This is a genomic window from Candidatus Pelagibacter sp. PS_17 (genome assembly GCF_059417945.1).
Genome location: NZ_CM182073.1, coordinates 1,105,961 through 1,126,256 on the forward strand (window position 1 = coordinate 1,105,961; position 20,296 = coordinate 1,126,256).

At 29.1% G+C, this 20,296-nt stretch carries 19 protein-coding genes; 10 read left to right on the forward strand and 9 right to left on the reverse strand.

Annotated elements, in window-relative coordinates; all coding sequences use genetic code 11:
- Position 1 precedes the first annotated feature (1 nt).
- The 3 genes from groL (at position 2) to AC5SML_RS05905 (ending at position 4,136) form a co-directional block, all read left to right on the forward strand.
- Positions 2-1,663 carry a chaperonin GroEL gene (gene groL / locus AC5SML_RS05895; RefSeq protein WP_494617048.1) on the forward strand — a complete coding sequence of 554 codons (1,662 nt, stop codon included), beginning with the start codon at positions 2-4 and terminating at the stop codon, positions 1,661-1,663.
- A 151-nt stretch (positions 1,664-1,814) separates the two neighbouring features.
- Positions 1,815-2,963: a hypothetical protein gene (locus AC5SML_RS05900; RefSeq protein WP_494617049.1), complete on the forward strand. Its 1,149-nt coding sequence runs from the start codon at positions 1,815-1,817 to the stop codon at positions 2,961-2,963.
- Positions 2,964-3,470: 507 nt separating this feature from the next.
- Positions 3,471-4,136, forward strand: a complete 666-nt coding sequence (locus AC5SML_RS05905) for an FkbM family methyltransferase (RefSeq protein ID WP_494617051.1) — start codon at positions 3,471-3,473, stop codon at positions 4,134-4,136.
- Positions 4,137-4,240: 104 nt separating this feature from the next.
- On the opposite strand, the gene AC5SML_RS05910 is transcribed toward AC5SML_RS05905, so the two are convergent.
- On the reverse strand, positions 4,241-5,989 hold the full coding sequence (locus tag AC5SML_RS05910) for a DEAD/DEAH box helicase (protein ID WP_494617052.1): 1,749 nt from the start codon (positions 5,987-5,989) through the stop codon (positions 4,241-4,243).
- Between the two features lie 195 nt (positions 5,990-6,184).
- Here AC5SML_RS05910 and typA point away from each other — a divergent pair, with 195 nt between their 5' ends.
- Positions 6,185-8,011: a translational GTPase TypA gene (typA, locus tag AC5SML_RS05915; protein WP_011281512.1), complete on the forward strand. Its 1,827-nt coding sequence runs from the start codon at positions 6,185-6,187 to the stop codon at positions 8,009-8,011.
- Here the strand turns inward: typA and yczE are convergent.
- Entirely contained in the window at positions 8,008-8,655 is a 648-nt protein-coding gene (gene yczE / locus AC5SML_RS05920; protein ID WP_011281513.1) for a membrane protein YczE, read from the reverse strand. The two genes, typA and yczE, sit on opposite strands and share 4 nt — an antisense overlap.
- A 53-nt stretch (positions 8,656-8,708) precedes the next feature.
- Here yczE and AC5SML_RS05925 point away from each other — a divergent pair, with 53 nt between their 5' ends.
- Positions 8,709-9,389, forward strand: a complete 681-nt coding sequence (locus tag AC5SML_RS05925; protein ID WP_011281514.1) for a DUF6134 family protein — start codon at positions 8,709-8,711, stop codon at positions 9,387-9,389.
- Between the two features lie 2 nt (positions 9,390-9,391).
- On the opposite strand, the gene AC5SML_RS05930 is transcribed toward AC5SML_RS05925, so the two are convergent.
- The 3 genes from AC5SML_RS05930 to tldD are packed head-to-tail and all read right to left on the reverse strand — an operon-like array spanning position 9,392 to position 13,097.
- Positions 9,392-10,363, reverse strand: coding sequence for an NAD(P)/FAD-dependent oxidoreductase (locus AC5SML_RS05930; RefSeq protein WP_271726343.1), 972 nt, complete (start codon positions 10,361-10,363; stop codon positions 9,392-9,394).
- Entirely contained in the window at positions 10,360-11,679 is a 1,320-nt protein-coding gene (locus AC5SML_RS05935) for a TldD/PmbA family protein (protein WP_271480768.1), read from the reverse strand. The genes AC5SML_RS05930 and AC5SML_RS05935 overlap by 4 nt, the downstream gene beginning before the upstream one ends.
- 5 nt (positions 11,680-11,684) lie before the next feature.
- The gene (tldD, locus tag AC5SML_RS05940; protein WP_011281517.1) at positions 11,685-13,097 is read right to left on the reverse strand and encodes a metalloprotease TldD; all 1,413 of its coding nucleotides are present in this window, start codon (positions 13,095-13,097) and stop codon (positions 11,685-11,687) included.
- A gap of 110 nt (positions 13,098-13,207) precedes the next feature.
- Here tldD and AC5SML_RS05945 point away from each other — a divergent pair, with 110 nt between their 5' ends.
- Genes AC5SML_RS05945 through AC5SML_RS05955 form a run of 3 tightly spaced genes read left to right on the forward strand, consistent with a single transcriptional unit; the run spans position 13,208 to position 14,509 of the window.
- Positions 13,208-13,570: a rhodanese-like domain-containing protein gene (locus AC5SML_RS05945; RefSeq protein ID WP_494617053.1), complete on the forward strand. Its 363-nt coding sequence runs from the start codon at positions 13,208-13,210 to the stop codon at positions 13,568-13,570.
- 3 nt (positions 13,571-13,573) lie between these two features.
- Positions 13,574-13,921, forward strand: coding sequence for a thiol-disulfide oxidoreductase DCC family protein (locus AC5SML_RS05950; protein ID WP_006997738.1), 348 nt, complete (start codon positions 13,574-13,576; stop codon positions 13,919-13,921).
- A 45-nt stretch (positions 13,922-13,966) separates the two neighbouring features.
- On the forward strand, positions 13,967-14,509 hold the full coding sequence (locus AC5SML_RS05955; RefSeq protein ID WP_494617055.1) for a tetratricopeptide repeat protein: 543 nt from the start codon (positions 13,967-13,969) through the stop codon (positions 14,507-14,509).
- A gap of 1 nt (position 14,510) precedes the next feature.
- Here AC5SML_RS05955 and AC5SML_RS05960 read toward each other — a convergent pair whose 3' ends face one another.
- From AC5SML_RS05960 to AC5SML_RS05970, 3 genes are all read right to left on the reverse strand, one after another.
- Positions 14,511-14,774, reverse strand: a complete 264-nt coding sequence (locus AC5SML_RS05960; RefSeq protein WP_494573954.1) for a hypothetical protein — start codon at positions 14,772-14,774, stop codon at positions 14,511-14,513.
- Between the two features lie 778 nt (positions 14,775-15,552).
- Complete coding sequence (locus tag AC5SML_RS05965; protein WP_494591673.1) at positions 15,553-15,684, reverse strand: hypothetical protein; 132 nt, start codon at positions 15,682-15,684, stop codon at positions 15,553-15,555.
- Between the two features lie 87 nt (positions 15,685-15,771).
- A complete protein-coding gene (locus AC5SML_RS05970; protein ID WP_494574912.1) occupies positions 15,772-16,656 on the reverse strand; it encodes a dihydrodipicolinate synthase family protein in 885 nt (294 codons plus the stop codon).
- Between the two features lie 50 nt (positions 16,657-16,706).
- Between AC5SML_RS05970 and AC5SML_RS05975 the strand changes: the two genes are divergently transcribed.
- Positions 16,707-17,672, forward strand: a complete 966-nt coding sequence (locus tag AC5SML_RS05975) for a glycosyltransferase family 9 protein (RefSeq protein ID WP_494574914.1) — start codon at positions 16,707-16,709, stop codon at positions 17,670-17,672.
- Here the strand turns inward: AC5SML_RS05975 and AC5SML_RS05980 are convergent.
- Positions 17,669-18,175, reverse strand: coding sequence for a J domain-containing protein (locus AC5SML_RS05980; RefSeq protein ID WP_494574916.1), 507 nt, complete (start codon positions 18,173-18,175; stop codon positions 17,669-17,671). The two genes, AC5SML_RS05975 and AC5SML_RS05980, sit on opposite strands and share 4 nt — an antisense overlap.
- 17 nt (positions 18,176-18,192) lie before the next feature.
- Here AC5SML_RS05980 and AC5SML_RS05985 point away from each other — a divergent pair, with 17 nt between their 5' ends.
- Positions 18,193-20,268, forward strand: coding sequence for a S9 family peptidase (locus tag AC5SML_RS05985; protein ID WP_494574918.1), 2,076 nt, complete (start codon positions 18,193-18,195; stop codon positions 20,266-20,268).
- Positions 20,269-20,296: the final 28 nt, after the last annotated feature.

Consider the following 20,296-nt stretch of genomic DNA (forward strand, 5'->3'; position numbering starts at 1 on the left):
AATGGCAAAAGTTGTAAAATTCGACTCTGAAGCAAGAGCAGCAATGATAAGAGGTGTTGATATCCTTGCTAACACAGTAAAAGTTACTCTCGGACCAAAAGGTAGAAATGTTGTTATCGACAAATCTTATGGTGCACCAAGAATTACTAAAGATGGTGTTTCTGTTGCAAAAGAAATTGATCTTGAAGATAAATTTGAAAACATGGGTGCTCAAATGGTTAAGGAAGTTGCTAGCAAAACAAATGAGGAAGCTGGTGATGGAACAACTACAGCAACTATTTTAGCACAAGCTATTATTAAAGAGGGTGTAAAATATGTAACAGCTGGTATGAACCCTATGGATGTCAAAAGAGGAATAGATGCAGCAGTAGAACATGTTAAAGCGAGCTTAATTGCTTCAGCAAAAAAAGTTAAAGATACTGATGAGATTGCTCAAGTTGGAACTATTTCAGCTAATGGTGATAAAGAAATTGGTAACATGATTGCAAAAGCTATGCAAAAAGTTGGTAATGAAGGTGTTATTACTGTTGAAGAAGCTAAGGGAGTAGAAACTGAGTTAGACGTTGTTGAAGGTATGCAGTTTGATAGAGGTTATTTATCACCATACTTTATTACTAACGCTGATAAAATGACTACAGAGTTAGAAAACCCTTTCATCTTATTGCATGAAAAGAAATTAACTAACTTACAACCAATGGTTCCACTTTTAGAAGCTGTTGTACAAGCTGGTAGACCACTAATGATTATTTCTGAAGATGTTGAGGGCGAAGCTCTTGCAACTCTTGTTGTAAATAAACTTAGAGGTGGTTTAAAAGTTGTTGCAGTTAAAGCTCCAGGTTTTGGTGATAGAAGAAAATCAATGCTTGATGATATTGCAATTTTAACAGGCGGTCAGGTTATCTCTGAAGATATTGGTGTTAAACTTGAAAACGTTAAACTTACTGATCTTGGATCTTGTAAGAGAGTTAAAGTTGATAAAGATAACAGCACAATCATTAGCGGCAATGGTAAAAAATCTGAAATTGAAGCTAGATGTGCTCAAATCAAACAACAAGTAGGTGAAACAACTTCTGATTATGACAGAGAAAAACTTCAAGAAAGACTAGCAAAACTTGCTGGTGGAGTTGCTGTAATCAAAGTTGGTGGTGCAACTGAAGTAGAAGTTAAAGAAAGAAAAGATAGAGTTGAAGATGCTCTTAATGCAACTAGAGCTGCTGCTGAGGAAGGAATAGTAGTTGGTGGTGGTTGTGCTCTTTTATACGCTTCACAAAGTCTTGACACACTTAAAGTTAAAGGAGACGATCAAAAAGCTGGCGTTGCATTAGTTGCTAAAGCTTTACAGGCTCCTATTAGACAAATAACTTTAAATGCTGGAGTTGATGGTTCAGTTGTAGTTGGAAAACTACTTGAACAAAATAAAAAGAATATGGGTTACGATGCTCAGAACGAAGAATACGTTGATATGTTTGCGAAAGGTATCATCGATCCTGTTAAAGTTGTAAGAACAGCTTTACAAGATGCAGCTTCGATTGCTGGATTACTTGTAACTACTGAAGCCATGATTGCTGACAAACCAGACGACAAAGATTCTGGTGCTGGTGGAATGCCTGGTGGAATGGGCGGCATGGGTGGTATGGGTGGAATGGGTGGAATGGGTATGTAATCTCATTTTCTCATCCGAGAATTTTAAAAACCCCAACGGTAGTAATACTTTTGGGGTTTTTTTTGTTCTGACTTGTGATGAACTTTGTGATGAACAAGTGATGAAACAAAGTTAGAATTGACACTACTTTAGAACTTGTTTATTTTTATTTATGAAAAAAATATTTTTTTCTATTATTTTAGTAATTTTTCTCTCATCCAACGCACAAGCAAATAAAAATAAGAGGACCTGGGATTATCCTCTTTTAGAATATAGTGGATGGGTAATAAAAGGTTCAGAAAATCATTACAAATTTCAATCAAATTTAAGAGAAGATAAAGACGTTCTAAAAGAATTTAAAAATAACAAAAATACAGGGATAATTAGTTATTTGTTATTTGAAGACGATAAAATTGTTATTGATGTGTCTGATATTCCTAAAAAAGTTAGCAGTGGGCATACAATACTCGATGGTTTATTACCATCACATTCAATGGGTAAAAGTTTAGTGTCTTATGTAACAGGGCACGCAATTTGTGAAGGTTATATTGATAACGTAAATGTAAAATTAAATGATTGGCCATTAATTAAAGATACTCTTTACGAAGATGCAGTACTGCTTGATCTCTTAAATATGAGAGGTGGAGACCAAAAATGGGTTGGTGAAAGAAGAAATGAAGGCTCATCAGATAATAGGATCAAAGGTGAAAAGAAAGAAGAAAATGTAAATGTTATTGGTCTAGAGAGAGTAATGAATAAATATTTAAAAGGTACGGAAAAAAGTAAATTAATTTATAATTATAGTGCCTTGACCACTAATGTAATTATGAATTATGTAAAACATAAGGCTGGCGCTGATTGGGAAAAATTATTATATAAAGTTTTTAATGAACATGTTAAAGTTAAAAATAGTGTTCAATTTCAAAGATCCAAAAAATATTTTAATGAAGATTTCGTTTCTGCAAGATATTCTTTTTATGCAAATAGATATGATTATTTAAGAATTGCTAAAACAATGATGGAGGATTGGCATAACGATACTTGTGCTGGTAAATATTTAAAAACTATTTATGAAAATAGAATTCAAAAGAAAGACAACATAAAGCATACAACTGATGTAGGTCTTTATACAAAATCCTATGGTGGCCAAATCCATTTTGATATTTTTGGAATTGATAAGACAAGAAAAATTTTAGGATTGAGTGGTTTTGCAGGTCAGCAAATATTAATCGATTTAGATAATAAAAGAATAATAGTAGTTAGTTCATTATACAGAAACTATAATTGGAAAAAAATAGTATATAAGAAAATAAAGAATTAAAAAAAACCCTTAGTAACCCGTTTCTCAATGAAGTCATCTTTTGACTTCCTTTTAAATTGTTTATGAAAAGTGATGAATATAGATGAACCATTTTAAGAAAGTTAAGTAAATCAACGCTCATTTAATAATCTTATGAGAATGTAAACCCATTCACTTTACTAAAAATTATAAAAAGCCCAGTTTCTACTGGGCTTTTTTTTGCCCCAACGTTTTATTAGAGCACGAAGAAAAAATAATTAAACAAAAAAATAGAAGATGATTTCAAAGATGAAATGAAAGAAATTGGCTATTTATAAGAAATAAGTCTAGCAAAAGGCATAAAATTTAAAAAAAACAGTTTTAGCTGCTCTGTTTTTTTTACTAAGCTGTTATAAGATTAAGATATGTCAAAAAGATACAGTGGAAAATCATTTAAAGACTCTAGTACCGCTAAAAAACCAAAATTAAGCTTGAAAGAAAAAAGAAAACAGAAAAAAATAAAAAATCTTAAAATTCACAAATAAGAAAATGATAAAGCAGTTTTTAATAAAAAATAGTTTTTTGTTTAATATTTATTTAATTTATTTTTATTTTAAATTTAATTTTTTTACAAAGAAAGAAAGCTACTCCCAATTTGGTGAAGATATAATTATTAATAAATATTTTAAAAGCTTTATAGGAACGTATGTTGACATTGGTTGTTACCATCCAATAAAATATAGTAATACTGCATTGTTTTATAAAAAAGGTTGGAATGGCACAAATATAGACCTTAATCAAACTAGTATTAATCTATTTAATTTTAGTCGATTAAGAGATAAAAATATTTTAGCTTGCTTATCAAATAAAGAGGAATGGGTAGATGTATATTTAGATAATGAATTTAGTGCATTAAATTCCACAAATAAAGAAAATATAAAAAATTTTAAAATCAAAAATTTTAAAAAAAATAGAATTAAGACAAAAATTTTTTCAAAAATTATCAAACAAAAATTTGATTTTCTAAATATAGATTGTGAAGGTAATGACTACAAAATTCTAAAAACTATTAATTTAAAAAAATTTAAACCAAAATTAATATGTGTTGAGGTTACAAAAGAATCAAAAAAATTAATTTATAATTATTTAAATTCTAATAATTATGAAATTTTAACGGTAAGATCATTGTCTCACATATTCAAATATAAAAACTGATATAAAGTTAGAAATATTTAAAAAGATATTGTAAAGAATAATTTAAATATTCTGTTGCTCCAAATTAACTAGCATTAAACTTAGAGAGATAAAAATATAAGCTCTTAAGGTTGAGTTCTTTTTTGACTGTGTTTTTTGAAAGTAAAGCTTTTAGGTCTATCACTTCTGCTTTTAAACTTCTTCTTTCTATCAAAACTAGAGCTTTTTTTCTCTCCACTAGTAGATGAACTTTCAGATGTTTTTTTTCCAAAGTATTTTGGATTATTTGTAAATCCTGTTGGTTTCGAGTTATCTTTTTTTGTAAAACTAGATTTCCCTTTGTAACCGAAACTTTTTTTCTCTCCATCTCTTGATGATGAACTAGATCTTCCATAACTAGATGGTTTTGATTTATCCCCAAAACTAGATTTTCCTTTGTAACCAAAACTTTTTTTCTCTCCATCTCTTGATGATGAACTAGATCTTCCATAACTAGATGGTTTTGATTTATCCCCAAAACTAGATTTTCCTTTGTAACCAAAACTTTTTTTCTCTCCATCTCTTGATGATGAACTAGATCTTCCATAACTAGATGGTTTTGATTTATCCCCAAAACTAGATTTTCCTTTGTAACCAAAACTTTTTTTCTCTCCATCTCTTGATGATCGGTCAGGTCTTCCTTTACCAAATGATTTTTTTTCATCTCTGAATTTTCTTTTTTTATTGTAAGGAGCTTTTCCTCTTTTTCCTCCTCTTGAGTCTCCTCTTGCGCCACGAGGTGCAGGTTTAAAATTTGGATCAATTAATTTACTAATTTCATTCCACATCGATCTATCATCTGGGGTAAGAAAAGTTAAAGCAGAACCTTCTGTTCCTGCTCTAGCAGTTCTTCCAATTCTATGAACATAATCTTCTGGTACTTGTGGAAGATCAAAATTAATTACATGTTGAATTAAAGGAATATCTAAACCTCTTGCAGCAACATCTGTTGCAATTAATATTCTCTTAAGGCCTTTTCTAAATGAGGTAATTACACGATCTCTTTTACTTTGACGAAGATCTCCATGAATAGCATCCGCTGAATGACCCTCTTCTTTAAGACGCTTAACCATTTTATCAGCACCTCTTTTAGTTTTAACAAAAACTAATATTGATCCTTTTCTTGCTATAAATTGGTCTACTAGTTGATCGTATTTATTCTCTTTAAAAACTTGAAGAGTTTCTTGTTTAATTTTTGCAATAGGTACTGATGTTGACCCTGTTGAAATTCTTTGAGGCGTATTTAGATATCTCTCAGAAATTCTAACAATATTCTGAGGTAGTGTTGCAGAAAATAATAAAGTTTGATGATCTTTTGGAACAAATTTTAAAATTAATTCTATTTGAGGGGTAAAACCCATATCTAACATTCTGTCAGTTTCATCTAGTACTAGATATTTGGTAGCTGATAGATTTAAACTTTTTCTTTTTAAGTGGTCATTAATTCTTCCAGGAGTTCCAACTATTATTCTTGATCTATTACCTAGTTGTCTAAGTTGTTTTTGCATTGCCTCTCCACCAATAAGTAAGGCAGTTTTAATGTTAATTTTATCACTAATAATGCTTTTAATTGCAGCCATTACTTGAGTTGCAAGCTCTCTAGTTGGACACATAACTAATGCAAATGCATTTTTATCTAATATTAATTTATTTATTAGAGGAATGCTGAATGCCAATGTTTTTCCAGTTCCTGTTTGAGCTGTTCCTAAAATATCTTTTCCCTCTAAAGCAACAGGAATTGCCATCGCCTGAATTGGAGTTGGTTTCGTAAACTTCATTTTTTCCAATGAATTCTTTAACGAATCTTCTATTTTTAGTAATTTAAAGTTTTCCATTTAGGTATTTAGATTTTTTAAAATTTAAGGAGATATGCTCTTAATCCTTTAATACGTCTAATTTATATAGGGATATCTATACGTTTTTATAACAATCACAAGAAGTGAATTTTTAGAATAATTAATTTAAGCAAGCAAATATTGATTTTTTTTAAGTTTTCAAATGACTCAATTAATGTATAAGAGCGTCAAATTATGAGTAACAATATTCGAAACATCACAATTATCGCTCACGTTGACCATGGTAAAACAACTATGATTGATAATCTAATGAAACAAAGTGGTTCATTTAGAGAAAATGAAGTTGTAGATGAAAGATTGATGGACTCTGGGGAGTTAGAAAAAGAAAGAGGAATTACTATTCTAGCTAAACCTGCTTCTATTGATTGGCAAGGTACTAGAGTTAATATTATCGACACACCAGGTCACAGAGATTTTGCAGCTGAAGTAGAACGTGTTTTAAGTATGGCTGATGGTGCTTTATTATTAATTGATTCTGCTGAAGGTGTAATGCCACAAACAAAATTTGTGTTAGCAAAAGCTCTTAAGCAAGGTTTAAAGCCCATTGTTGTAATTAACAAATTAGATAAAGCTGATCAAAGAGCTAATGAAGTTTTAGATGAAACATTTGACTTATTTGTAAGTTTAGATGCAAACGAAGAACAGTTAGATTTTCCAGTTATGTATGCAAGTGGCAGATCTGGATGGGCAGATAAAGAAGTAGATGGACCAAGAGAAAATTTACACCCATTATTAGATTTAATTATAGAACATGTTAAGCCAGCAGATCTTGATAAAACTAAACCTTTCGCAATGCTATCTACTTTATTATACGCAGATAGTTTCTTAGGTAGAAGTTTAGTTGGAAAAATATCTCAAGGAACGGCAAAAGCTAACCAAGCTATTAAAGCAATAAATCTTAAAGGTGAGAAAGTTGATGAAGGTAGATTAACTAAAATTTTTAGATACGAAGGAACTAAAAAAGTACCCATTGAAGTTGGTGAAGCAGGAGATATTGTTGTAATTGCAGGTTTAGAAAAAGCTAATGTAGCAGATACAATTTGTGATCTTGAAGTAAACGATCCACTTCCAGCAACTCCAATAGATCCTCCAACAATGTCTATTACTATAAGTGTGAATAGTTCACCTTTAGCTGGGACAGAAGGTAAAAAATTAACAAGTACTCAAATCAGAGATAGACTGGTTACTGAAGCACAAAATAATGTTGGAATTTCTTTTTCTCAAAATGCAAACGTAGATGCTTTTGTAATTAGTGGTCGTGGTGAGCTAATGCTTGAAATTCTACTGACACAAATGAGACGTGAAGGTTTTGAAATGACTGTAAGTCCTCCAAAAGTTTTGTACCAAAAAGATGATAATGGTAACAGACTAGAACCAATTGAAGAGATTACTGTTGATGTAGATGAAGAGTTTTCATCAAAGATTATTGACTCAATGAATAGAAGAAAAGGTAAATTACTTGATCTTAAAGATACAGGAAAAGATAAAAAAAGATTAATCTTTCATGCACCAACAAGAGGCTTGATGGGATACACAAGTAGATTTTTAACTTTAACAAAAGGAACTGGTGTAATTAATAGAATCTTCCATGGTTATGGAAAATTTGAAGGTGAAATGGATGGCAGAAAAAATGGTGCTTTAATTTCAATGGCAAACGGAAAAGCTGTTGCATTTGCAATATTTAACTTGCAGGCAAGAGGTGAAATGTTTGTAACTCATAATGATCCCGTTTATGAAGGAATGATTGTCGGATTAGCCCCAAAACCAGGTGATATGATTATTAATGTCATGAAAGGTAAGCAGTTAACGAATATGAGAACTCAAGGAACTGATGAAAATGTTGTACTTACACCAGTAAGACAAATGTCAATTGCTGAACAATTAAGTATGCTAAATACTGATGAAGCTTTGGAGATTACTCCAAAATCTCTTAGATTAAGAAAAGCTATTCTAAATCCTAATGACAGAAAAAAGAATGAGAAATCTGGAACGCCTCTTTAATTAAAAGTTTTTCCAACAAGATATAATCCTAAAGCAACCGAAGGTCCTATTCCAAAAGCAAATAATAAAGTTCCAATTCCAACTGTTCCACCTAAATACCACCCAATAGACATCACTGTTATTTCAAGAAAAGCTCTTACAGTTGCAATGGGTAAGTTAGTTTTTTTTTGTAAACCAACCATTAGTCCATCTCTTGGTCCTGCACCTAGGTTTGCAACAAGATAAATCCCCCCACCAAGACCAACCGTAAGTACAGCAATTGTTGCTAAAATTAATTGATTTAAATAATTTTCGGGGGTTGGTATAAATTTTATGCAGACATCGATCATTAAACCAATAATTATTGCATTTAAAATTGTTCCAATTCCAGGTTTTTGTTTAAGTGGCAACCAAAGAAACAAAACTCCAATACTAATTAATACTGTTATTATTCCAATTGAAAGATCAACATTCAATGCAATACCTTGTGCAAGAATAGACCAAGGGGAAGCCCCCGCAAAAGAAACTATTAATAATCCCTCACCTAGACCAAATAAAACTAATCCAAGACACAAAAAAAAGAAAGTTGAAATTTTTGGTTTAAGATTTAATGGTTTTTCAGAACTCCAATATACTTTAGGAATATCTTTAATTTTCAAGAACATATTTTCAATAAATTACTTCTTTTAAAACTAAAGTCTATTATTGTTACTCCTTTATGAAAAAATTTTTTATTATAATATTTTTCTTAGCATATTCACTCAGCTCTAATGCTCATATGGCGCATTATAATAAATTTAATAAAATTGAAATGGAGATTTTAAAAGATGGTGAAGTTATTGGTTATAATTATTATTTTTTTAAAAAGGATGGAGATAAGACAATAGTTACAAATCAAATTAAATTTACAGTGAAATTATTTGGTGCAACAATTTTTGAAGTTGAAGGGTTTGGAGAAGAAAAGTATGTTAAAGATCAATTAATTTCTTTTAATTCTAAAACACTTCAAAATGATAAAAAAAAATATGTAAATTTAGAATTTAATAAACAAACAAATAAATTTGATATTCAGGGTTCTTCCTATAGTGGTATAGCATCAATAAATAACGTAGTTGGAAACTGGTGGAGCCATAAAATTTTACAAACTGATAGTCAAATTAGTCCAATATCAGGTAGCATCAAAGAACAAGTAGTAACCTTTGTTGCTAAAGAAAAAATCGAACTCTACGGTAAAACTTATGACGTGGATCATTTTAAATTAACCTCAAAAGACATGTCTTTGCCAAAAGATAAAAGACTTAATTTTGATATATGGTTTGATAAAAAAAATTCATTAATTTTAAAGGTTGCTTATTCTAGATTAGGAAATTGGGAATATAAGGTTAAAAAGTTTGAATAAAACTATTTATTTATTTTATTAAAAAGATCTTGAGCACTTATCCATCCCGACTCTAGTCTAGGTCCAACAAACCAATCCGCACAAACTCCTAGGTTTAAGGAAGAATTCCAATAACTTTTAATTCTCAAAGGTTTTGAGTTAGATGAATATTTCCAGCCATGGTTTAATGAAAATAAAACTTTGGTTTTTTTGATACCTGTAAGTTTAAAAAACTGCTCAATCATAATCTTTGTGTTTAATTTTTTATTTTCTCGATTTTTATCAATTTTTTTATTTGCCCATGAGTAAGTGCTCTGCAAAGTCCAAAGATCATTTTTACTTTTAAATCTCATTTTACTATTTTCGTTGCCAGCCCAACCTAAAATTTTATCATTAAAAAAATAACTGCTAACATTAAGTTTACTTTTTTTTGTTGCCATCATGACTGTTATATTTGCATCCATTTTTATTTTTTGATTAATAAATGAATGTTTAATATATTTTTTTGAAAGTTTTTTTAATTGAGGAAATGGACAGGTTAATATCAATGATTTATATAATTTTTTTGACCCATCAGAAAAATATATTTCCCAAACTTTATTTTTATTAAAAATTTTAATTACTTCACTATTAAAATTGCAGTTGATATCTTTTAATAGATATTTGCTGATTGCGTTGTTACCTTTTTTTCCAATTATTTTAGTATGTTTTTTGTCTTCTTGCTTATCAGTATTTAAAAATAAATGTTTTCCTGGCCATTTCTTAACAATTTTTTTTAAAATTAAACTTTTTATAAATTTTTTAAATTGAATACTTTTTGGTGAAATATACTGAACACCATGATCAAAGCTTTCATTCTTATTAAGCTTTTTATTAGACGATCTTCCCCCAACTCCTCTCGCTTTGTCATAAACATCTAACGAATATTTTTTACTGAGAGAATTTGCAATTGTTGCGCCAGAAATACCTGAGCCAATAATACAGAAATCCTTCATTTACCCGCAACTACCATGCCTTCTATTAACATCGTAGGAGCATTGGTAGAATATTTAAACTCAAGATCATCAGCCAAAGTAATATTTTTGAATATATCTTTAAAATTTCCAGCAATAGTTATTTCACTTACTGGATATTTAAACACTCCATTTTCAACCATAAACCCTGTAGCACCAACTGAATAATCTCCTGTAACTAAATTACTTCCATGACCGATTGTTTCTGTAATATATAAAGTTCTTTGATTTAATTTTAATAAGTCCTTGTAAGAAATGGAACCTTTTTCAAAATATAAATTACTTGTTCCGCCACTTCTACCATTTGACTTAAGGTTTAGCTTTTTTCCATTATAGGTATCAACTAAATAATGTTTTAAAACACCTTGATCTACCAACTTTAATTCTTCAGTTTTCACTCCTTCAGAATCAAAATACCTTGACCCTAATCCTTTAACTATATTGGGTTTATCAAAAATATTTATTGCAGAGGTAAATATTTCCTCATTAATTTTGTCTTTTAAAAAAGATGTGCCTCTTGCAATTGAGGAAGCAGATATTGCACTTGCAAAAGTACTCAATATTCCTTTTGAAATTCTTCTATCAAAGACAATACTAATTTTTTCACTTTCTATTTTTCTTGGATCTAATTTTTGTAGTGTTTTTTTTGCTGCCATTTCACCAATTTGACTGGGTCTTAACATATCATTTAGATGACAAGTGCTGGTAAATTCATAATCTCTTTCCATTTTATTATTAGAATCTTTTGCTACAGCCACACATGATGCTGAAAAAGAAGAAGATTTATAACCATTTAAAAAACCATCACTGCTTGCTAATATAAAATTCGATTTTGACTCAGAAAAACCAGTTTCTGTATTAATAATTTCTTTTTTTTGAAATGCAGCCTCTTCTACTTCTTTTAAATATTCAATTTTTTCATCATTCTCTATATGGTCATCATCATATAAATTTAGATCATTAATTTTATTAGCTAGTAAATCTTTATCTGGTAATGAATTATATTCATCCTCTGGTGTAATTTTTGTTGTCTCAATACATCTTTCAACCAATGTCTTGATATTTTCTTCAGTAAGATTTGAAGAAGAAATGCTGGATTTTTTTTTGCCGATATAAGTTGTAAGACTAACGCCTAGGCTATCTGACCGATCAGATTCGTCTAATTTTTTATTTCTAAAATTTACTGTTTCTGAGATGGAGTGCATCACAGCAGCAGTCGAATCTGTTGCTCCAAGTTTTTTTGCTAAATCTATGCAAAAAGAAGCTGTCTTTTTTAAATAATCTTGATCTTTAACCATATGATTTATAATTGAGTTCCACCAACAGTCATTTTATCAATTAAGATCGATGGTTGTGCCACACCTACTGGAACACCTTGCCCTGCTTTTCCACAGGTTCCAATACCTGGGTCAAGCATCATGTTGTTGCCAACTAATGAAACCTCTTTTAAAATTGAAGGTCCATCACCAATTAACGTTGCACCTTTAATAGGTGATCCAATTTTACCATTAATAATTTCATAAGCTTCTGTACAGTTAAATACAAATTTTCCTGAAGTAATATCTACTTGCCCACCACCAAAACTTACTGCAAATATTCCTTTATCAACCGATTTAATCATCTCTTCTTGAGAATATTTTCCATTTAACATCATGGTATTTCTCATTCTTGGTAGAACAACATGCTTGTAGCTTTCTCGTCTTCCACTACCTGTTGATCTTGTGTTCATCAATCTAGCATTTAGTCGATCTTGCATAAAATTTTTTAATATACCATTTTCTATTAAAACAGTTTTTTCAGTAGGTGTCCCTTCATCATCTATTGTTAAACTTCCTCTTCTATTATGAAGAGTTCCATCATCAACAATAGTAACACCCTCACTAGCAACTCTTTGACCCATTAAATTATGAAAAGCAGATGTTTTTTTTCTGTTAAAGTCACCTTCAAGACCATGCCCTATAGCTTCATGAATAAGTATTGCTGGCCAGCCCGATCCTAAAACAACTTTCATTTCTCCTGCTGGTGCAGGTTTACTTTCAAGATTTACTGAAGCAATTCTAAATGCTTCATCACATACTTTTTTCCAATTATCATCTTTAAGATATTCATCATAAGATTGTCTTCCACCAATTCCATAAACTCCTGTTTCTTTTTTTCCATCTTTCTCAAGCATAACTGAAACATTAAAACGAATTAAAGGCCTAACATCTGTTAACACTTCACCTCCAGATCTTATAATTTCTATAGATTTATGCTCACCTGCAAAACTAGCAGTGACTTGTTTTACCATTCCACCTTTAGCTCTCGTATAGTTATTAACTTCTTTTAAAAGATCCAATTTAGATTGTAGTGATTTTTCTTCTATCGGATTCACATCTTTATAAAATTTTTCATTAGTTTGAGGAATTTCATGATTGTAAATACCTTTTTGAGATTTCAATGTTGAGCTTAGATTGCTAGCTGATTGTTTTAATGATTTTTTTGAAATTTCATTTGAATGAGAATAAGCTACTACTTCACCAGTAACCGCCCTTAAGCCATATCCTAGATCAGAACTATAACTAGAACTCTTTATTTTATCATCATCAAGTACAATAGATTCACTTTTAGAGTTTTCCAAGTAAAGCTCACCATCATCACAACTATTTAATGTTTCTGATATAATGCTTTCAGCATCTTTTCTTGATAAATCTGTTTTAGTAAAAAAATCATTCATACATAACAAGTAATAGTTATAATTATTTTTTCAATTGTCGTATTTCGCACATATACAATCTATCGGATTCTATATAATTTTAGGAATAAATTAAAAAAAAGGACAATATAATGAAAAAATTTGATGAATTAATGAACGTTTCTAACGAGATAAAAAATATTTCGGTTGATGAAGCTAAAGAAAAACTAAATGACCCAAATGTTCAATTTATAGACGTAAGAGATAAAAATAGTTTTGAGTCAGAGACTATTGGTAATGCTGTAAATTTAGAAAGAGGCTTATTAGAGTTTTATTTAGCTGATGGTAGTCCTTTAGAAAATGAAATGTTTAAGAAAAATCCTGACAAAGAATATGTAGTTTTTTGCGGTCTTGGAGGTCAAAGCACACTTGCAACAAAAACTATGCAGGACATGGGAATAAAAAATGTGAAAAATATGGCTGGTGGAATGACAGCTTGGAAAGATAAAAAATAGATTGTGAAAGTTTATTTTAATAATTCATGTAAAATTTGCCGTGCTGAGATAAATTTGTATAAAAAACAAAATATTAAAGACATAGAATGGGTAGATATTACAAATAATAAATCAGCAGAAATAGAAACTCAAAGAAATGCTAAGAACCTTTTGCGTAGACTTCATATTAAAGATGGGGAGAAAGTAATTGGAGGGGCAGAAGCTTTTTTATTGGTGTGGAAAAAAATTCCTAAATATAAGTTTCTTTATAGTTTCTTTAAAACTCCAATAATTTTTACTTTATTTTCATTTTTTTATGAGATTATTGCTTTCTTTTTATTTTTAAAAAATAAGAAACAACTTTTGAAATAAGTTTTTAATGTTGAGATGAGGCACTGAATAAAATATATTTTAATTATGAAAGTTTTCATACTATTTGTATTTATATTTAGTTTTGTTTCTTCTGCTCAGTCATCGCAGAAAGTTATTTTAAATAATCTTTTTGACCAACTTCAAATTATTGATAATTCAAAAAATGCTGCTCTATTGGAGCAAAAAATTTGGTCTGTCTGGAATGAACATCCTAATGATTTTAAATTAACTGAAAAGTTAGAGTTTGGAACAGAGCTGATGCAATACGGTGATTATAATTATGCATTAAAAGTTTTTAGTAATATCTTGGAGAATGACCCTAAATGGTCTGAAGCCTGGAATAAAAGAGCAACAGTATATTTTTTAATGAGTCAGTTTAAAAATTCATTAAATGATATTGATAAAGTTTTAGATATAGAGCCTAGACACTTTGGGGCTTTATCAGGACAAGCAAGAATTTTCATAAAACTTCAAGAATATGAAAAAGCAATTAAGAGTATTGAAAGTGCATTAAAATTCCACCCCTCATTTAAAAGTCGTGAACTAATACCTGAAATTGAAAGATTGATTAAAGAAGATAGTATCTAATTTAATCTTTTTTGGCTCTTTTTCTTGAAATTAACTGAGTTAACGAGTCAACCATTAGATCTGATGCTTTAAATATTTCATTTGATTTGAATTCATGAGATAAATTTTTTTCAGGATCTGATTTATCTTCAATGACTATTCCTTCGTCAGGAGAATTATTTTTTATATAAATTAATAACAGCCACTCTTCATCGGGTGCTTCATCCCATTTGATAAAGATTTCACCAGTTTCAAATCTTTGATCAATGCATCTAAAAATAGACATATGTCTAGTGATGTGCCGTTTATTTAGTTGAAAAACCAAACTACTGGCACTTCTGTAAAAGCTTTCAAGAGAAAGTTCAATTTTCTGCCTTGCAATTTTATAATCTTTCTCTTTTTGGAGTAAAGTATCTCTATCCTCATCACCTTGAATTTTTACTCCTAAAGCTTCTACTCTCTCTCTAATTTTTTGGTCTCTTATAATTCTATATTTATCTTTTAATTTCTCTATCCTAGCTTGAAGACCAGCATAATCATCTCTTTTTTCTTTTAATGAAATCTTTTCAAGTTTTTCTAATTCTTTAATCTCTCTTATCCTAAATTTCTCAATCTGTTTTTCTAATTGTAATTGTTTTAAAAATTGTTTTTGTCTTTCAGCATGTTCAATTCTAAGTAATGCTTGCTCCTTACGTAAAAATAATTTTATGTCTCTTGCTCTTTCCTTTTCAAGTTTAATTTCTTCTTTTAATGCTTTTTCTTTAAGTTTAGTTTGCTCCTCTTCTTCTTTTACTTTTTGTTTTTGGATTTGTAATTTTTCTTGTTCTTTTTTTTCAATTTCCTCAAGTTGTCTTCTTCTTTTTTCTTCAGCTTTTAAGGTTTTATATTCAGATATTCTATTGGCGATACTATCAAAAAAAGCTTGAATGTATTTTTCTAAATTAAAATTAATTTTAAAGTTAAATTCTGGTTTTAAAGAATTCTGAAGTGTAACTACTCTTGATATTAAGGTTACTTTTTTTCTAGTGTTAACTTTTTGTTTTTTCTTTTTTGTTTTTATATTTTTACTTATTTTTTTTTTTATAAATATTTTTTTTTACTTTTAAATCTTTTTTATGATTTTTATTTGTAATTTTTTTAACCTTCTTTTTTACTAAAGGTTTTTTTTTAGCTGAATTTTTTTTTATTTTTTTCATACTTTAAGAAAATTAGATTTATCAATTAATTACTGATAAATATAGTCTCTTGTTTCAAAATGTTGTTAAAAAATTTGCTAGCTATATTTAAGCTGCCTTAAGTGATCCTAATGTAAAATTAAGCTTACCGAGATCTTCCACAAGTTGTTTTTTATCTTTTTCGTTTAAAAGACTAACCGGTGGTATAACATTTTTGTAACAATCGTCTTGATCTGACATAAAAGAATGTAATCCTGATATTAAATTGTATTGGTCAAAAGTACCCCTAACCTTGCATAGTATATCATTTACAGTTTGTTGTTTTTTTTCGTTAAAATCATCGTAAACTTTTCTAGATAAATTAGCAGTTACATTGCAAGTTGCCGTAATAATTCCATCACATCCAAGCTCAAGACCCTTTAGGAGTTTCAATTCTGATCCCGGCATAACAGAAAAATTATCAATCCTTAAATTTTCATATAGGTTATAGGAGCTATCTTTGACACCAACTATTTGTTTTGGAAATTTCTTAACAAGCTCCTCAACACACTCAACGCTAAACTTGTAGCCACATAACTTTTCAAAATTATATAATATAATCTTACTGTCTGGTACAGCTTCAACTACTTTTGAGTAAAATTCTATTACCTCACTATCACCATACTTATAATAAGCTGGTGGCATTATTAAAAAATCGCTAAAGTTTAAAGAGTTAGCTACTTTCATTAAATTTATAGTTTCATTTAAAGAATTTAGCCCAGTTCCAATTAAATATTTTTCTTTATATTTGCTATTCGATAATTCATTTAAGAGGCTAATTTTTTCACTTATAGATATAAGTTGTGCTTGCCCAGTGCTTCCAAAAATAGCAACACCATGACAACCTTGATCTATTATTCTTTCTGCATGATTTATAGTCTTTGCTATATTTAGACTTAAATCATCATTAAAAACTGACATTCCAGCTGCGTAAATACCTTTAATTTTACTCATATGCTAAACTTATATAAATAAAAATTTTAGTAAAGATGATAAAGTATTAAATGAAAATTTTAGTAGTACAAAATAAAATGGGAATTGGAGATATGGTAATCTACTTACCTTTTATAGATGCTATTTCAAAAAAATTTAATACTCCTGTAAGTATTCTAGTTAAACAAAGTTCAAAAACAGATCAATTCTTAAGAGATAATAAAAATATTGAAAAAATAATCATTCTTGAACAAGGTAACAATCTCAAGGGTGCTAGACACCAAGGTTTTGGTGGATTTATAAACTTGGCAAAAGAACTAAGAGAACATAACTTTGATAAAATTTTTATTTTTAATTCATCACTTAGATTTTATTTAGTTGCAAAATTTGCTGGCATTAAAAATATTTATCAATATCCCTTACTTGTAAAAAAAAACCAGCATATAATAGATGCTGCAAAAAAATTTATAAATAAAAACTTAAATTTAATTATAAAAGATGATCCAAAAATTATTATCAATGATCAATCTGTTCAGGATGCAAAATTAAAATTTAAAATCAATAATGATCAAAAAAATATTTTACTTGGCATAGGTGGATCAGGACCAACTAAAAGAATTCCAGCTAAAATATTTATAAAACTAATTCGTTTAATCTCTAATGCTTATAAGTGTAGGTTTTTTTTAGCTACTGGTAAAAATAAAGAAGAACAAGAAATTTTAAAAGAAATACTTAATACAGAATTTAAAGACAAATGTATTCCTTTGGATGACTTAAGTATAAGAGAAACTTTACCAATAATTAAAAATTGTGATATTTCTATTTGTAATGATTCTAGTTTTAGTCATCTTTCGTCAGGACTTGGTATTAAAACAATTGTTTTAATGGCAGACACACCATTAATATATGGGAATTATACCTCAAGAATGTATCCAATTATCCCTGATGGAGAAAATACAGTAAAACATAATACTTTAGGTAAAGAGAAAATTAATCCAGACAAAATTTTTAATCAATTAAAAAAAATTCTTAACTAAGAAATATCTTTTAATACAATCTCTTTAGCTTCATTTACAATCATCGATAACCTTGTGGTCTCTGGTGAAATATCTGGATGTATCTTTTTCTGAATTTTTATGTATGCATTTTTAACATCATCTTTACTAATATTTTTTTTTATATCTAAATTTAAAATTTTGTAGGCTTCCTCTATAGATATTTTAGAAGAATTTTTAACATTTTGATTTTGGTTAAATGAAAATCTCCCAGAGTTTCTAAGTGTTTGTATAAGTCTGAATAAACCAATTAATTGAAATATTGAAAACCCTTTTAACTTAACTAAAGCTAAGCTCAGTAATGTTAAAGGAATGCTTAATAAAAACTTGCCAGCAACTACAAATAATACTGCTAAAATTATCAAACCTAAGAAAATTAATTTTCTTAAATGTTTTGATATTTTTTTTGATGAAATGTTAGCTGCTAATTTAAGTAAAAAGTAAGCAATTCCCAAAAAAACTAGTGTATAAATAATAATATTCATATATTTAATTTCTATCCATGAAAATACCACATCTTAAAAAAAAATCAGAAATAAAAACGTGTCATAATATTAGTTGGGAAGATGATTATAGTTGGATACATCAAGATGACATCCTGGAGGTTTTAAAAGATAGCAAAAAATTAAACCCTGAAGTCAGAAAATATCTTGAAGAAGAAAACTCTTATACTGATTTTTACTTGTCAGATACCAAGACCATTCAAAAAAAATTATTTGATGAGATCAAAGGAAGAATAAAATTAGATGATGAGTCTCTACCTTTTAAAGATTTTGATTATGAATATTGGTCAAAAACAACTACCAAAGGAAATTATTCCATAAAATTAAGGAAAAAAATCGGAACTAATAATATTGAAGAAATTTGGAATGGAGATGAAGAAAAAGAAAAACTAAAAGTAGAATACTTTGGTGTTGGCGATTTGGAGGTTAGTTTTAATGACAAATATTTGGGATATTCTTTAGATACAAAGGGTTCTGAATATTACACAATATATATTAGAGATATAAATACAAAAAAATTAGTTACTGAAAAAATTGAGGAAACATCAGGTAGCATAACATTCAGTTTAGATGATCAGTTTGTTTTTTATTCAAAACTTGATGAAAATCATAGACCAAGAAAAATTTATAGACACAAATTAGGTACTAAAGTTAGCGAAGATCAATTAATTTTCGAAGAAAAAAGTGAAGCCTTTACGGTTGGAATTGGTTTAAGTGCAGATGATAAATATTTCTTTATCAGCTCTTCAGACCATAATACATCTGAACAATATTACTTTGATGTTAATGAAAAAAATCCCAAACCAAAATTAATAAAAAAAAGACAAAGAGGAATTCTTTATTCGGTCAATTCTTGGGATGGTAAATTTTACAATCATACTAATGAAAATGCTGAAGATTTTAAAATAGACATAAGTAATAGTTTGGAAAAACCAGACTGGAAAACCTTTATTGCTGCAAAAGATGAGGTTCTAATTGGAGGTTTAACATTCTTAAAAAATTGGATCATTAGATCTGAAACTTCAGATGCTTTAGATAAATTATTTGTAAAAAATATTACAACTGGAATAGAAGAAGAGTTAATTTTTTCTGATGAAACCGTATATGTTCCTGGTGCCTCTTTGATGCAAAGAGATAAAAATACAGACGAAATATACATAAGTTATTCTTCACCTAAAACACAATCTAGAGTTTATTCTTATAACTTAAGCACAAAAGAAAAAAAATTAGTTAAAGAACAAGAGATCCCATCTGGTCATAATCCTGATGACTACATTGTAGAAAGAGTAGATTGTAAATCACACGATGGAAGACTGGTTCCTCTTACAATTACTAGGCATAAAAAAACTAAAATGGATGGAAGTGCTCAATTGCTGCTTTATGGTTATGGCTCTTACGGAAGCTCTATGAGCCCTAGTTTTTCTGCTACTAGATTAAGTTTGATTAATAGAGATATCATCTGGGTTACGGCCCATATTAGAGGGGGTATGGAAAGAGGCATGAAGTGGTGGAAAGAAGGAAAGCTGCTAAATAAAAAAAATACTTTTGAAGATTATATTGCTTCTGCAAAATACTTAATTGAAAATAAATATACTTCAAAAAATCAAATAATAGGTATGGGTGGTTCTGCAGGTGGTCTTCTTATGGGTGCCGTAGTTAATCAAGCCCCTGAATTATTTCTAGGAATTATTATGGCAGTACCATTTGTAGACTCTTTGACAACTAATCTAGATCACTCCTTACCTTTAACAGTCGGAGAATTTGATGAGTTTGGAAATGCAAAAGATAAAAAAGATCACTTTGATTATATTTATTCTTATGCTCCCTATAATAATATTAAGAAAATGGATTATCCTCATATGTTGATCACAACAAGTTTAAGCGACAACAGAGTATTGTTTGATGAACCAGCAAAATTTACCGCCAAACTAAGAGAATATAAAACTGATAATAATTTATTACTTTTAAAAACTGAAATGAACGCAGGTCATGGTGGTAAATCAGGTAGAGATGGGGCTATAGAAGAAATTGCACTAGATTATGCATTTGCATTAAAAATTTCTAAAAAAATTTAGTTGTCCTATCTTGAAATTTTTAGCTTAA